The organism is Neomicrococcus aestuarii (assembly GCF_014201135.1).
Taxonomy (GTDB): domain Bacteria; phylum Actinomycetota; class Actinomycetes; order Actinomycetales; family Micrococcaceae; genus Neomicrococcus; species Neomicrococcus aestuarii.
On record NZ_JACHDR010000001.1, the window covers coordinates 2,795,451 to 2,809,358 of the forward strand.

General features: G+C 58.2%; 13 protein-coding genes. All 13 read left to right on the plus strand.

Translation table 11 applies throughout. The features are described 5' to 3' along the window. The first annotated feature begins 1 nt into the window (after position 1). The 13 genes from thrC (at position 2) to atpA (ending at position 13,866) form a co-directional block, all read left to right on the plus strand. Positions 2-1,102 carry a threonine synthase gene (gene thrC / locus HD598_RS12790; protein ID WP_071893330.1) on the plus strand — a complete coding sequence of 367 codons (1,101 nt, stop codon included), beginning with the start codon at positions 2-4 and terminating at the stop codon, positions 1,100-1,102. Positions 1,103-1,162: 60 nt separating this feature from the next. After that, positions 1,163-2,113, plus strand: coding sequence for a homoserine kinase (gene thrB, locus HD598_RS12795; RefSeq protein ID WP_183666365.1), 951 nt, complete (start codon positions 1,163-1,165; stop codon positions 2,111-2,113). Between the two features lie 242 nt (positions 2,114-2,355). Further along, positions 2,356-4,698 (plus strand): transcription termination factor Rho, encoded by a 2,343-nt coding sequence (gene rho / locus HD598_RS12800; protein ID WP_183666368.1) that lies wholly within the window; start codon positions 2,356-2,358, stop codon positions 4,696-4,698. Between the two features lie 88 nt (positions 4,699-4,786). Continuing rightward, positions 4,787-5,869, plus strand: coding sequence for a peptide chain release factor 1 (gene prfA / locus HD598_RS12805; protein WP_183666370.1), 1,083 nt, complete (start codon positions 4,787-4,789; stop codon positions 5,867-5,869). A gap of 4 nt (positions 5,870-5,873) precedes the next feature. Further along, positions 5,874-6,740, plus strand: coding sequence for a peptide chain release factor N(5)-glutamine methyltransferase (gene prmC, locus HD598_RS12810; RefSeq protein ID WP_311539040.1), 867 nt, complete (start codon positions 5,874-5,876; stop codon positions 6,738-6,740). Positions 6,741-6,758: 18 nt separating this feature from the next. Next, positions 6,759-7,583 carry an L-threonylcarbamoyladenylate synthase gene (locus HD598_RS12815; RefSeq protein WP_183666374.1) on the plus strand — a complete coding sequence of 275 codons (825 nt, stop codon included), beginning with the start codon at positions 6,759-6,761 and terminating at the stop codon, positions 7,581-7,583. Then, positions 7,580-8,746: an MraY family glycosyltransferase gene (locus HD598_RS12820; RefSeq protein ID WP_183666376.1), complete on the plus strand. Its 1,167-nt coding sequence runs from the start codon at positions 7,580-7,582 to the stop codon at positions 8,744-8,746. The genes HD598_RS12815 and HD598_RS12820 overlap by 4 nt, the downstream gene beginning before the upstream one ends. Before the next feature lies 1 nt (position 8,747). Further along, positions 8,748-9,212: a hypothetical protein gene (locus HD598_RS12825; protein ID WP_183666378.1), complete on the plus strand. Its 465-nt coding sequence runs from the start codon at positions 8,748-8,750 to the stop codon at positions 9,210-9,212. Between the two features lie 390 nt (positions 9,213-9,602). After that, positions 9,603-10,412 carry a F0F1 ATP synthase subunit A gene (gene atpB, locus HD598_RS12830; RefSeq protein WP_183666896.1) on the plus strand — a complete coding sequence of 270 codons (810 nt, stop codon included), beginning with the start codon at positions 9,603-9,605 and terminating at the stop codon, positions 10,410-10,412. Positions 10,413-10,494: 82 nt separating this feature from the next. After that, positions 10,495-10,710, plus strand: coding sequence for an ATP synthase F0 subunit C (locus HD598_RS12835; RefSeq protein WP_183640439.1), 216 nt, complete (start codon positions 10,495-10,497; stop codon positions 10,708-10,710). Positions 10,711-10,759: 49 nt separating this feature from the next. Further along, positions 10,760-11,311: a F0F1 ATP synthase subunit B gene (locus HD598_RS12840; RefSeq protein WP_183666380.1), complete on the plus strand. Its 552-nt coding sequence runs from the start codon at positions 10,760-10,762 to the stop codon at positions 11,309-11,311. Continuing rightward, on the plus strand, positions 11,311-12,120 hold the full coding sequence (locus HD598_RS12845) for a F0F1 ATP synthase subunit delta (RefSeq protein WP_071893342.1): 810 nt from the start codon (positions 11,311-11,313) through the stop codon (positions 12,118-12,120). The genes HD598_RS12840 and HD598_RS12845 overlap by 1 nt, the downstream gene beginning before the upstream one ends. Positions 12,121-12,228: 108 nt before the next feature. Further along, a complete protein-coding gene (gene atpA / locus HD598_RS12850; RefSeq protein WP_183666382.1) occupies positions 12,229-13,866 on the plus strand; it encodes a F0F1 ATP synthase subunit alpha in 1,638 nt (545 codons plus the stop codon). The last annotated feature ends 42 nt before the right edge of the window (positions 13,867-13,908 follow it).

Here is a 13,908-nt window from a genome sequence, read left to right on the forward strand (position 1 = left end):
CATGGCACATCAGTGGCGCGGCGTCATCAACGAATACGCGGAACGACTCCCCGTTGACCAGGACACCAAAGTCATTACCCTCGGCGAGGGCGGCACTCCGTTGGTGTTCGCACCGGCGTTGTCCGAACTCACCGGAAACAAGGTCTACCTCAAGGTTGAAGGAATGAACCCCACGGGTTCGTTCAAGGACCGCGGCATGACCATGGCCATGACGGCTGCCGTTCAGGCGGGCGCTCAGGCTGTGGTGTGCGCATCCACCGGCAACACCTCCGCTTCCGCTGCCGCCTACGCAACGCAGGCTGGCTTGAAGTGTGCAGTGTTGGTTCCGGACGGACGCATTGCCATGGGCAAGCTCAGCCAGGCTATTGCCCACGGCGCCGAGCTTTTGCAGGTAGACGGCAACTTTGATGATTGCTTGGACATTGCTCGCAAGCTTTCCGAGTACTACCCGGTGTTCCTGGTGAACTCCGTGAACCCCGCCCGTATTCAGGGTCAGAAGACCGCAGCATTTGAGATTGTTGACGCTCTCGGTGACGCTCCGGACTTCCACATTTTGCCCGTTGGTAACGCCGGTAACATCACGGCTTACTGGAAGGGTTACACCGAGTACAGCCAGCCCTACGATTCCCCAACCGGTGGCGTCTTGCCAGCCGTGTCCACGAAGCGTCCCATCATGTGGGGCTTCCAGGCTGCAGGTGCGGCCCCGTTCGTTGCGGGTCACCCCATCACGAACCCTGAGACCATCGCGACAGCGATCCGCATCGGCAACCCGGCTTCGTGGGACGGCGCCATTGCTGCTCGCGACGAATCCGGCGGACTGATCGACGCTGTGACGGACGAAGAGATCTTGGAAGCTCACCGCTGGTTGTCTTCGAAGGAAGGCGTTTTTGTGGAGCCAGGTTCCGCAGCGGGTGTCGCAGGTCTGCTCAAGTACCACCGCGCTGGTAACGCCCCAACGGGTGCAACCATCGCCATCACCGTGACCGGTCACGGACTGAAGGACCCACAGTGGGCTCTCAAGGGTGCCGATGGCACCGAGGTTCAGCCTACGAAGGTGGGCGCTGACGTCCTCTCCACCGCAAAGGTCCTGGGCCTCGCCTAAGCGGCGGCCCTTGCTCCCAGCCAGTCACCAGAACTGCCGAACCCTCGAAACGAAGCATTAATGCAGACTCACGCGGCGTCGTCGTACGCTCTACTGAAAATTGCCAGCGGACAAACCATCACCGTCCGCGTACCAGCAACCAGCGCAAACCTTGGCCCCGGCTTCGACGTGCTGGGCTTAGCGCTGAACGTTCATGACGAAATTCGGTTAGAGACAACGGACGACGCCGCAGTGTCGGTTCGCGTTCAAGGTGAGGGTTCCGCTTCGCTTCCGACCGATGAGACCCACTTGGTAGCGCGGACGATTCGCGAATTCTGGGCTGCCGAAGGGTGCGAACCAACCGGTTTTGTTCTAACTGCGCACAACGTGATTCCGCACGGTCGAGGAATGGGATCCTCGGCTGCCGCAATTGTCTCCGCGCTGTGGGCTGCTAACGCGGCGCTGCCGGAAGACCGTCAGCTGGAGACCGTGGAGCTGTTCCAACGAGCGGCCATCCTTGAAGGTCACCCGGACAATGTTGCCCCGGCAGTCTTTGGTGGTCTCACCATTTCGTGGCAAGAGGACATTGAATCCTTTGGAACCGTGCGCGCCAAGCTGAGCGAGGATCTAGTACCGGTTTTGATGGTTCCGGACGTTGAACTCTCAACGCACCGTGCCCGCGGGCTCCTCCCTGCTTCCGTGCCGCATTCCGTGGCCGCTTCAAATGGTGGGCGCGTTGGTCTTTTGGTGCACGCTCTTGCCTCTGATCTGACCTTGTTGCATATGGCAACAGCTGATCAGCTTCACCAGGATTTCCGGGCCGAAGCCATGCCGGATTCCGCCGCACTCATCGCCGAACTTCGCGAGCTGGGATACGCTGCCGTGGTTTCCGGGGCTGGACCTACTGTGATGGTCATGTGCTCGTCACAGTCGGTGGCGGAAGAAGTGGCGCGCCGAGTAGAAGGCCGTGAGGGCTGGCGTGTCTTAGTGACTTCAGTAGATGAAAACGGTGTTAGAGTAGAAGAGCAATAGCAACATTCTGCAGCTATCTCATAGCGCGCAACGCTCTTGCTCACTCCCACGTATCTGGTTGAGTACGTCTCAAGCCAATATTGACAAATTTGGATGACATCGCCGTGGAGCGACGTGCCAGAACTCTCGGGAGATGCGGGTGATGACCCGTTTTCACTACTCTCCACATCTGACGTGGAGTTGCATCATTCATAAGCAAGTTCATTCTGTAGAACTTGCCTGACGAGGGAGAAGGAACCTTCGTGACCGAAACCACTAGCCCCGAAGCGGGCGTGGACACCACAAATACCACCAAGAGTGCTGGACTTGCAGGCTTGAAGCTTGCTCAGTTGCAGACTTTGGCCTCGCAGTTGGGAATCTCAGGCGGTTCTCGCATGCGTAAGGGCGATCTCGTCGCCGCAATTTCTAGCCACCAGCGCGGTGAATCAGCTTCCTCGGATTCGGCATCTTCGTCGAAGTCGGCAGCTGCCCCAGTTGCTGAAACTTCCGTAGCGGCGCCAAGCGCTGACGCTGTTGCTGCTCCAACTGAGACCGCCGCTCCGGCCGCTCGCGCAACCAGCACGCGTCGCCGTCGTGTTGCCGGCGCCGCCGCAGGCGCACCTGTTGCCGGTAGCGAGACAGCAGTAGCCGAGACGTCGCCAGTCTCCGCTACCACTGCAGCCCCAGTTTCCTCGGCTCCGGCCGTTCAGGAAGCACCGGCAGCTCAGGAAGCTCCTGCTGCTTCGGGTGACTCAGAAGAAGCACCACGCGAATCCCGTTCACGTGATTCTCGAAGCCGTGGTCGCGGACGCCGTGCGTCTGCCCCAGCAGGCGAGCCGGGCCAGGATTCCGATTCCGCAGCAGATGCTTCTTCGGCCGATGCTGCGAACGCCACGAACACCGGCGAAAACGCCGAGTCTTCGGATCAGCGTGGCGAAGGCCGCGATGAAGAGCGCAACGATTCTCGTAACGAGAACCGCCGTTCCCGCAACCGTCGTGGTCGCGGAAACCGCAATGAGGACGAAAGCCAAGAAGGTCAGGACAACGCTGGTGAGAACCAGCGCGGAGATCGTGGCGATCGCCAGGACCGCTCCGAGCGTCAGGATCGCGGACAGGGCTCCGAGCAGCGTGAACAGCGCAACGACCGCGAACAGCGCGGCGAGCGTAATGATCGCAACGAGCGCAATGATCGCTCCGACCGTAACGAGCGCACCGACCGCAATGAACGCAACGATCGCCAGGAGCGCGAAGAAGTTGACGGCGAGACCAGCCGCAATGATCGCCGCAACACTCGCAATCAGCGCGATTCTGAGAACGATAACTCGCGCACCAACCGCCGCGATCGTCAGCGTGACCGCAACAACCGCAATGATCGCAACGACCGTAACAACGATCGTCGCAACCGCCGCGGCAACCGTAACCAGCCGGACGTTGACGACACCGAGTTCACCGAGGATGACGTCCTATTGCCAGTAGCTGGCATCTTGGACGTTCTCGAGAACTACGCCTTCATTCGCACCTCCGGCTACTTGCCGGGTGCCAACGATGTCTACGTTTCCTTGAACCAGGTGAAGCGTTACAACCTGCGTAAGGGCGACGCCGTAGTCGGTGCCATCCGCGCACCTCGCGAAGGCGAAAACCAGAACCAGCGTCAGAAGTTCAACGCTCTGGTGAAGTTGCAGAGCGTCAACGGCAAGCCAGCTGATGAGAACACTGATCGTGTTGAGTTCAACAAGCTTGTTCCTTTGTACCCACAAGAGCGCTTGCGCCTTGAGACGGACTCGAAGATCATTGGCCCACGTGTCATTGACCTGATCGCTCCTATTGGTAAGGGCCAGCGCGGTTTGATCGTGTCGCCTCCAAAGGCCGGTAAGACCATGGTCTTGCAGTCCATTGCGAACGCCGTCACGAAGAACAACCCAGAAGTGCATCTCATGATGGTGCTTGTGGACGAACGTCCTGAAGAAGTGACGGACATGCAGCGCTCGGTGCGCGGCGAAGTCATTGCTTCGACTTTCGACCGTCCAGCAGACGATCACACCACGGTCGCCGAACTCGCTATTGAGCGCGCTAAGCGCTTGGTGGAGCTGGGCATGGATGTTGTGGTCCTCCTTGACTCGATGACTCGCTTGGGCCGTGCTTACAACCAGTCCGCACCAGCATCCGGACGTATCTTGTCCGGTGGTGTGGATGCTGCGGCACTGTACCCGCCAAAGCGTTTCTTCGGTGCTGCTCGCAACATCGAAAACGGTGGCTCGCTCACCATCTTGGCTACCGCTCTTGTAGAGACCGGATCCAAGGCTGACGAGGTCATCTTCGAAGAGTTCAAGGGCACCGGCAACATGGAGCTTCGCTTGTCCCGCAACCTTGCGGATAAGCGCATCTTCCCAGCTGTTGACGTCAACGCCTCCGGCACCCGCCGTGAAGAAAACCTGCTCTCACCTGAGGAAATCAAGATCATGTGGCGCTTGCGCCGCGTGCTCTCGGGCCTCGATCAGCAGCAGGCATTGGAATTGTTGACCACCAAGATCAAGGAAACCCAGTCCAACGCTGAATTCTTGATGCTCGTTTCCAAGACCACTTTAGGATCCAAGAACGAGTCCTAGTGCAACTACTGCCTGAGCCCGCGCACTTGCCGGGCTCAGGCAGTTTGCCGTTAACTCTTGGTAGTCCATCGAACGAAAGAACCCCCTCATGTTTGAGTCAGTGCAGAGCCTTCTCGACGAGCACGCCGAACTTCAACGACGCCTCAGCGAACCAGAGGTCTACGCGGATCCCGCGCTTGCCCGCAAGTTGGGTCGCCGCGGCGCCGAGCTGAACGCCATTGTGGACGCGTACAACAACTGGAAGCACATTGGTGACGACCTCGAAGCTGCCAAGGAAATGGCGGACGAAGATCCCGAGTTCGCTGCCGAGCTGGTAGAGCTTGAAGAGCGCTTGCCCGTTGCCGAAGAGAAACTTCGCCGCCTGTTGATCCCACGTGATCCTAACGATGCGCGCGACGTCATCTTGGAAGTCAAGGGCGGTGAAGGTGGCGACGAAGCAGCGCTGTTCGCAGCTGACCTTTTGCGCATGTACATGCGTTACGCGGAGACCAAGGGTTGGAAGACGGAGATGATCTCCTACAACGAATCCGATCTCGGCGGTTACAAGGATGCGCAGATTGCTATCAAGGGCAACTCGAACGATCCTGCGCAGGGCGTTTACGCGCACCTGAAGTACGAAGGAGGCGTGCACCGCGTGCAGCGCGTTCCGGTCACGGAATCGCAAGGACGTATCCACACGTCGGCTGCTGGCGTGCTGGTGTTCCCTGAAGTGGACGAGCCAGAAGAGCTCGAGATCCACCAGAACGATCTCAAGATCGACGTCTACCGTTCCTCCGGTCCGGGTGGACAGTCCGTGAACACCACTGACTCCGCAGTTCGCATCACCCACTTGCCCACGGGCATTGTGGTGGCCATGCAGAACGAAAAGTCCCAGATTCAGAACCGTGAAGCCGCCATGCGCGTGCTTCGTTCGCGACTTCTGGCCTGGCAGCAAGAGCAGATTGACGCTGAGAACGCGGCAGTTCGCTCCTCGCAGGTGCGCACCATGGACCGTTCTGAGCGCATTCGTACCTACAACTACCCGGAAAATCGCATCGCCGATCACCGCACGGGCTACAAGGCGTACAACCTTGATGCCGTGATGAACGGTGACATCGAACCGATTATTCAGTCGTGCATCCAGGTGGATGAGGCGCACCGCCTCGAAGCCCTTGGCGACGACGCCAGCTAGTTCAGTGTCTGAGAAGGATCTGGCGGCGGCGCTTTCGTGGGCGGTCTCCTTATTGAGGGATTCCGGGATTACGACGCCGCTGCCTGACGCTGAGTTATTAGCGGCACATACGCTGGGGGAGAGCAGGGGACGCGTGAGCGCCCTGAAGATTGCTGGCTTTCAGTTCAATGACGCGCAAGCCGACACGTTTGAAGACCTTGTTAGCGAGCGTGCTCAGCGTATTCCGTTGCAGCACCTCACCGGTAAGGCTCCATTTCGATACCTCGAACTTGAGGTGGGCCCTGGAGCGTTTGTGCCGCGGCCCGAAACAGAATCCGTCGCCGGTTTGGTTATCGACTATCTCAAGGACGCTCCCGCAGGGTCCAAAGTGGTGGACCTCGGAACAGGATCCGGTGCCATTGCTGCCTCCATCGCGCACGAGGTCCCGCACGCCGACGTTACGGCGGTAGAGCTCTCTCCGCATGCTTTCGCGTGGGCCGAACGAAACCTCAGCCCGCTGGGTGTCCGGCTCCTCGCCGGGGATTTTGGAACCGCACTGGAGGAAGAGGAGGCGAGCTTCGCCGTCGTCATCTCCAACCCTCCCTATATTCCTACCGGAGCCGTGCCACAGGATGAAGAGGTTCGCCTCCACGATCCCGAAATGGCGCTCTACGGCGGCAGCGAAGACGGCCTGAAGTTCCCGCGCATCGTGATGCAACGGGCTGCCTTCTTGCTGGAGGATGACGGCTTTTTCGTGATGGAACACGCCGAAGTGCAAGCTGCGGCCGTGACAAAAATCCTTGCTGGAACAGGTCTATGGCGCGATATTCAAACGCACCAGGACTTGACGGGCAGAGACCGCGCCACGTCAGCGCGCCGACTATCCCGCTGAAGATGAAAGAATGAAGCCGTGAGCCAATTTTTCGATTGTGATGATCCGGGCCAACGCGCGGCTGGTTTCGCCGCTGCAAAAGCCGCGATCGAGGCCAAACAGTGCGTTGTCATGCCAACGGATACTGTGTATGGCATCTCCGCCGACGCCTTTTCCCCGAAGGCAGTAGCAACACTCTTGGCAGCCAAAGGCCGCGGTCGCAATATGCCGCCACCGGTCTTGATTCCGCAACCCGGAACCATGCAGGGTTTGGCCCGTGACATTCCCGAGGCTGTGCACCGAGTCGTTGAAGAACTCTGGCCCGGCCCGCTCACCGTCATTTTGCACGCGCAGCCATCCCTCACGTGGGACCTGGGCGAAACCAAGGGAACCGTGGCGTTGCGCGTTCCCGACGACGCCCTGGCGCTCGAACTCTTGGCGGAGACCGGCCCACTTGCCGTCTCCTCGGCTAACCGATCAGGCCAGCCCGCCGCAACCACGGCAGCTGACGCACAAGAGATGCTTTTGGAATCCGTCGAGGTCTACCTCGAAGACGGTTCTCGTCCGCTGACCGCTGATCCGTTTGGCACCGAAGCGCTTCCGTCCACCATTGTTGACTACACCTCCGAGGTTCCCACTGTGGTGCGGCTCGGCGCTGTTTCGTTGGAACAGCTTCAAGAGTTGGATCCCGCCATTCGGATGCCGCAGAGCTCGGAGGAATCGGATAACGATTCCGAGGCTGACGCTGCCGATGACGAGACCACGGCCGTAGAGGCCACGGCAGTCGACAACCCGGCAGTCGAGACTACGGCTAGCGCTAGTACAGCTACCGAAGGCCAGGAGAGCACGCCCTCCGCCTCATGAAGCTCTATCTGCTCCTCATTGCGACGTCCTGCGTCATCGCCTTCTTACTGACACCAGTCATGCGGGCCGTAGGATCACGCTTTGTTGTACCCGCAGCACTTCGAGAACGGGACGTTCACCAGCGACCCATCCCGAAGCTCGGGGGAGTAGCCATGATCATCGCAGTGCTGATCGGGCTGGCGCTGAGCTCGCAAATGCCCTTCTTTCAAGGCGTATTTGCCAACCCACTGCCGCTAAACGGAATCTTTCTCGCCTGCCTCATAGTGCTCGTGGTCGGCGTCATCGATGACATCTTTGACCTGCGCTGGTACGCCAAGATGGCCGGACAGGCTCTCGCCGGATTGGTGATTGCCCTGAACGGAATCCGCCTGGAAGCCATGCCGGTGGGATGGATTCACATCAACAGCGAGAGCTTGCAGATTGGCCTGACCGTTTTTGTCGTTGTCCTGACCATGAACGCCATCAACTTCGTCGATGGTCTGGACGGATTGGCGGCCGGCGTCGCGGCAATTGGGGCTGCGGCGTTTTTCATCTATTCCTACGTGCTGGCGCGAACCATCAACGAGTTCGATCATTCGAACCTGGCAGCGCTGCTGATGGCGTTGCTCCTGGGCGCCTCACTAGGATTCCTCATTCACAACTTCTATCCGGCCACCATTTTCATGGGGGAGTCCGGAGCCATGCTCATTGGACTCATCATGTCCACGGCTGCCTTAGCAGTAACCGCCGATGTTGGCGCGCTGGGCGCATTCCGGTTCCGCAACGTCCCAAGTTACATGCCCATTCTTTTACCGATTGCTGTCATCCTGTTGCCTCTCGTTGACCTCGCCGCCGCCGTGGTTCGTAGGACCGCAAGCGGGCGCTCGCCCTTCTCAGCGGACCGCGGTCACCTGCACCACAAACTCATTGATGGCGGCTGGACTCAGCGTCAGGCAGTCTTGCTGTTGTACTTATGGTCAGCGCTCGTGGCGTTCGGTACCGTCGCCTTCAACTTTGTTCATTACGGAATTTTGATTCCCGTGCTGGTGGTCCTGTTCTTGATAACGGCATACATCACGAGCAACCCATGGCAGCGACGCCGCTTGAGACGAGCGCGTGCGGGGGAGTCGCCGGTTAGGGTCTTCGACGGCGAAACCATGCCGCGTCCAGGAAAAGAGAACTAGCGTGACCACACCAGATCAGAACCCCTCCGAGACCTCGGGAACATCGCGGGTTCAGGTGTCTGCCGGCACCTCCTCGCCCTGGCTGAAGATACTTATCCAGTGTTTGATCAAGGTCGGTGCTGTCGCCATCTTTGCCGCAGTGGTCTTTGGCGTTGCTTTGGGTGGAACTGCCGCCGTCAACGTTATTGCCGGCGCACTCTTGGTGATGGTCTTCTCGGGAATCAGCCTCCTGGTGGCGCACATTGTTGGGAAGCGCAATCCTTCTGCCGTCATTGGCGCCTTCTTGGCTGCCTATGTGGTGAAGGTCGTGGGCTTTGGCATTTTGGTCTTCGCTTTCCCACGACCGGACTGGCTCATGCCTTCGGTCTTCCTCTGGTCTTCCATTGGCGCTGTGATTCTGTGGCAAATTGCTGAAATGTTCACATTTGCACGCACAAGGTGGTTGCTTTACGGGGATACCGCATAATTCCGTAGAATAGCCACTGGGCATTCAGCCTTGGCATCGTTCATCACCACACCAAAGCGAAGGTCATCGTTGACAGTTAATAAGAGAGCGAAGGGTGAGACCGAGGTCTCATTCCGAAAAGACCTTATTGTCTACATACTTGGCGGGATGCTCGCGTGGGGTTTGATAGGCTGGGGAGTGGATTACCTCTTCCAGCTGAGTTGGATAAAATTTCTAGGCGTTGTCATTGGCGGCGTTGGCGGGTTTTATCTAGCAGTAATGCACCGCAATGAACGCGCGCAAGGTCGCGACGCGGGACCACGGACGTAGCCCCAAAAACTTAATTTCACTCCGCCTCAATTTCTTGGGTGGAGTGCCATGCCCACACGGACACTGACGAGAGGAATCGCGTTGATTGCGCTTGCGCTTCCGGCTTCTACTTCCCAGGACGGCGTGTTTCACGCCCCCACGCTCGAGGATCTTCACCTTCCAGAAATCTTGCCGTGGGGAGCTGAGTACGGAACCGGTTTCGGTAAGCAGATGCTCCTCATCCTCATCTCCGTTGCACTGATTGCTTGGTTCTTCATTGCTTCCTCCAAGAAGGGCAAGCTCGTTCCGGGCAAGTTCCAGTTCCTTGGAGAGTCGGCATACTCCTTCATTCGCAATGGCGTTGCAAAGGACGTGATCGGTGAGCGCGAATTCAAGCGCTTCGTCCCGATCCTGGTGACCTTCTTCTTCTTCATCTTGGTTAACAACCTGTTCGGATCCATTCCGCTCTTGCAGTTGCCAACCACCTCCCACGTGGGAACCGCCTACGCTCTAGCCGGCATTGTTTACCTCTACTGGATCTACCTTGGCTTCCAGCGTCACGGTGGCAAGTTCTTCAAGGTCATGACGGTTCCATCTGGAGTGCCGATGGCCATCCTCCCGTTGATCATCGTCATTGAGATCATCTCGAACTTCTTCGTTCGTCCCATCACCCACAGCCTCCGTCTTTTTGCGACGATGCTGTCCGGCCACTTGATCATCGCCTTGTCTGCCGCAGGTACTTCGTACTTGCTCTTCGAAGGCGAAGGACTCATGAAGGGCCTCGGCGTACTTACCCTCGCCGGCGGTGTGGGAATGTACCTCTTCGAAATCTTGATCCAGGTTCTGCAGGCATACGTGTTCGTCCTGCTGACCGCGATCTACATCCAGGGCTCGATCTCCGACGCCCACTAGTAGCTGTCCCTCTTGAATAAAGAGGGAAACCACCAATCGCATCAAATTGCCTCCGCCTATGGTGGCTCTTGAAAGGAACAAAATGGAAATCCAAGGCTCCCTTAACCTCATTGGATACGGCCTTTCCGCTATCGGCGGTGGTATCGGCGTTGGTTTGGTCTTCGCGGCCTACATCAACGGTGTTGCTCGCCAGCCTGAAGCGCAGCGCGTTCTTCAGCCAATCGCCTTCCTTGGCCTTGCACTTACTGAAGCACTCGCTATCCTCGGCCTCGTCTTCTCCTTCGTTATCGGCGCCTAGTTACTGGTTTTCCAGTAACCAAGCCGAACTAGTGAAAGACGGGTGAATAATGAACGACGCAGTACTATATGCAGCTGTTGAAGGTGCTAACCCACTGATCCCCAACGTGTGGGAAATCGTGGTCACCGTCATCGGTTTTGCGATCCTGCTCTTCATTGTGAACAAGGCCGTAGTGCCCATGTTCGAAAAGACCTTCGCTGAGCGCACCGCCGCCATCGAAGGCGGAATTGAGAAGGCAGAAGCCGCTCAGGCAGAAGCCAACGCCGCGCTTGAAGAGTACAAGCAGCAGCTCCAGGACGCTCGCACGGAAGCTAACCGCATTCGTGAAGAGGCCCGCGCTGAAGGTGCTCAGATCCTTGCTGATCTGAAGTCCAAGGCTGCTTCCGAGTCCGCTCGTATTACCGAGCAGGCACACGTGCAGATCGAAGCAGAGCGCGTAGCCGCGGTTGCTTCCCTTCGCACCGAAGTCGGCACCTTGGCAACTGAACTTGCTGGCAAGATCGTAGGCGAGTCCCTCGCTGACGACGCTCGTGCCTCTCGTGTGGTTGATCGCTTCTTGGCAGATCTCGAATCCACCCAGAACGCAGGTGCTTCCAACTGATGTCTCGCGTATCAAGTGAATCCCTCGCGCAAGCTCAGGCCGTCCTCGAGTCCAAATTGGGCTCGAACGACGTTGAGCTTGCAAAAGAATTGTTCGCGGTTCTGGGCATCGTGGACAGCAACGCCGGTCTCCGGCGTGCGCTGACTGATCCTTCCCGCGAGGGTCAGGACAAGGTAAACCTCGTTTCCGGTCTGTTGAACGGGAAGGTATCCGGCGCAACGAACGAAATCGTCGCAAAACTTGCTGGCTCTCGTTGGGGCGACCCCCGCGACATCGGGGATGCGCTTGAGACGCTTGGAGCAACGGCGGCCATTTCCTCCGCTGAAAAGAATGGTTCTGAAGGACTCGAGCGACTTGAAGATGAACTCTTCTCGTTCAATCGTGTTGTTGCTTCTAGCCATGATGTTCAGCGCGCGCTGGATGAACCTCAAGCAGATGCCACCGCGAAAGAGAAGCTTGCTTTCGCCTTGGTACCTAACGCTTCTGATGCAGCCAAGTCGCTGATTGGTCAGGCAGTTGCCGCTCCACGCGGACACAAGCCAACTGATTTGGTGCAGTCCTTCCTGGGACTCGTTGCCAAGCGTCAGCAGCGTTGGATTGCAGATGTAACGGTGACTCGTCCTCTGACGGATGAGCAACTGCGCCGTCTGCAGAACGGGCTCAACAATTTGTACCAGCGCGACTTGAAGATCAACGTCAACGTCAACCCGGCGTTGATTGGCGGAATCCGCGTTGAGGTAGGGGACGAAGTTGTTGACGCATCTTCGGCTTCACGCCTTGCGGAATTGCGACGACGTCTGGCCAGCTAAGTACCTCAAGGTACTTTCCAGCCACTCACGGACTAAAGACTTATTCATTTCCGATCGGCCCTCTTTCACAGAAGGACTGATCACCAATTAGGAGAGCAGGGACTGCAGATGGCCGATTTGACCATCAACGCCGATGACGTCCGCAATGCCTTGAACGACTTCGCGGCGTCCTACCAACCGGGCACCACGGAGCGCGTAGAGGTCGGACATGTCACGACGGCTAGCGACGGCATCGCTAAGGTGGAGGGTCTTCCCTCCGTCATGGCAAACGAACTTCTTCGCTTCGAAGACGGCACCTTGGGCTTGGCCCAGAACCTCGATACCCGCGAAATCGGCGTCGTTGTTCTTGGTGACTTCACGGGCATCGAAGAAGGCCAGGAAGTGCACCGCACGGGCGAGATTCTTTCGGTCCCAGTCGGCGACAACTTCCTTGGACGCGTTGTCGATCCACTGGGTAACCCCATCGACGATCTCGGTGAGATCGTCGCCGAGGGTCGCCGCGCACTGGAGCTTCAGGCACCTGGTGTGACCATGCGTAAGTCGGTGCACGAGCCACTTCAGACTGGCCTCAAGGCAATCGACTCCATGATCCCGGTTGGCCGTGGACAGCGTCAGCTGATCATTGGCGACCGCCAGACCGGCAAGACCGCAATCGCCGTTGACGCCATCATCAACCAGAAGGCTAACTGGGCAACCGGTGACGTTACCAAGCAGGTTCGCTGCGTATACGTTGCTATCGGCCAGAAGGCTTCCACGATCGCTGCAGTTCGCCAGACCCTCGAGGATCACGGCGCGCTCGAGTACACGACCATCGTCGCGTCTCCAGCATCTGACTCTGCAGGCTTCAAGTACTTGGCTCCATACGCAGGCTCGGCCATTGGTCAGCACTGGATGTACGGTGGCAAGCACGTTCTCATCGTGTTCGATGATCTCTCGAAGCAGGCTGAAGCCTACCGTGCCGTGTCCCTGTTGCTCCGTCGTCCGCCAGGACGCGAAGCCTACCCAGGCGACGTCTTCTACCTACACTCTCGTCTCCTCGAGCGTTGTGCAAAGCTCTCTGACGAGCTCGGCGCAGGTTCGATGACCGGTCTTCCGATCATCGAGACGAAGGCAAATGACGTTTCGGCTTACATTCCGACCAACGTTATCTCCATCACCGACGGCCAGATCTTCTTGCAGTCGGACCTCTTCAACGCCAACCAGCGCCCAGCTGTCGACGTGGGTATCTCCGTTTCCCGCGTTGGTGGTGCAGCACAGGTCAAGGCTATGAAGAAGGTCTCCGGTACCTTGAAGCTTGACTTGGCTCAGTACCGCGACATGCAGGCATTCGCGATGTTCGCATCTGACTTGGATGCCGCATCCCGTCAGCAGCTGACCCGTGGTGCTCGTTTGATGGAGCTCCTCAAGCAGGGTCAGTACCAGCCGTACCCAGTTGAGGATCAGGTTGTCTCCGTATGGGCCGGCACCAACGGCTACTTGGATGACGTTCCTGTAGAAGATGTAATTCGCTTTGAGCAGGAATTCCTTTCGCACCTCAAGCACCGCACGGATGTGCTCAACACGATCGCTCAGACCAACCTCCTTGAGGATTCGACCGTCGACGCTTTGAAGTCGAACATCGTTGAATTCAAGAAGGGCTTCTTCGGCGAAGGCGACAACCACTTGGTTGGCGCTGGACACGAAGAGCACAAGGCAATCGACGCTGAGTCTGTCGACCAAGAACAAATCGTCCGCCAGAAGCGCTAGTTTTCATAAGGTTCGGCGTTAGGGAATACCTAGCGCCGAACC

What these genes read in the sequence shown, in the direction of transcription:
- HD598_RS12840 (WP_183666380.1), top strand. Translation starts at nt 10,760, where the DNA reads ATGAACGACGCAGTACTATATGCAGCTGTTGAAGGTGCTAACCCACTG.
- prfA (WP_183666370.1), top strand. Translation starts at nt 4,787, where the DNA reads ATGTTTGAGTCAGTGCAGAGCCTTCTCGACGAGCACGCCGAACTTCAA.
- HD598_RS12820 (WP_183666376.1), top strand. Translation starts at nt 7,580, where the DNA reads ATGAAGCTCTATCTGCTCCTCATTGCGACGTCCTGCGTCATCGCCTTC.
- HD598_RS12845 (WP_071893342.1), top strand. Translation starts at nt 11,311, where the DNA reads ATGTCTCGCGTATCAAGTGAATCCCTCGCGCAAGCTCAGGCCGTCCTC.
- atpA (WP_183666382.1), top strand. Translation starts at nt 12,229, where the DNA reads ATGGCCGATTTGACCATCAACGCCGATGACGTCCGCAATGCCTTGAAC.
- thrB (WP_183666365.1), top strand. Translation starts at nt 1,163, where the DNA reads ATGCAGACTCACGCGGCGTCGTCGTACGCTCTACTGAAAATTGCCAGC.
- HD598_RS12835 (WP_183640439.1), top strand. Translation starts at nt 10,495, where the DNA reads ATGGAAATCCAAGGCTCCCTTAACCTCATTGGATACGGCCTTTCCGCT.
- thrC (WP_071893330.1), top strand. Translation starts at nt 2, where the DNA reads ATGGCACATCAGTGGCGCGGCGTCATCAACGAATACGCGGAACGACTC.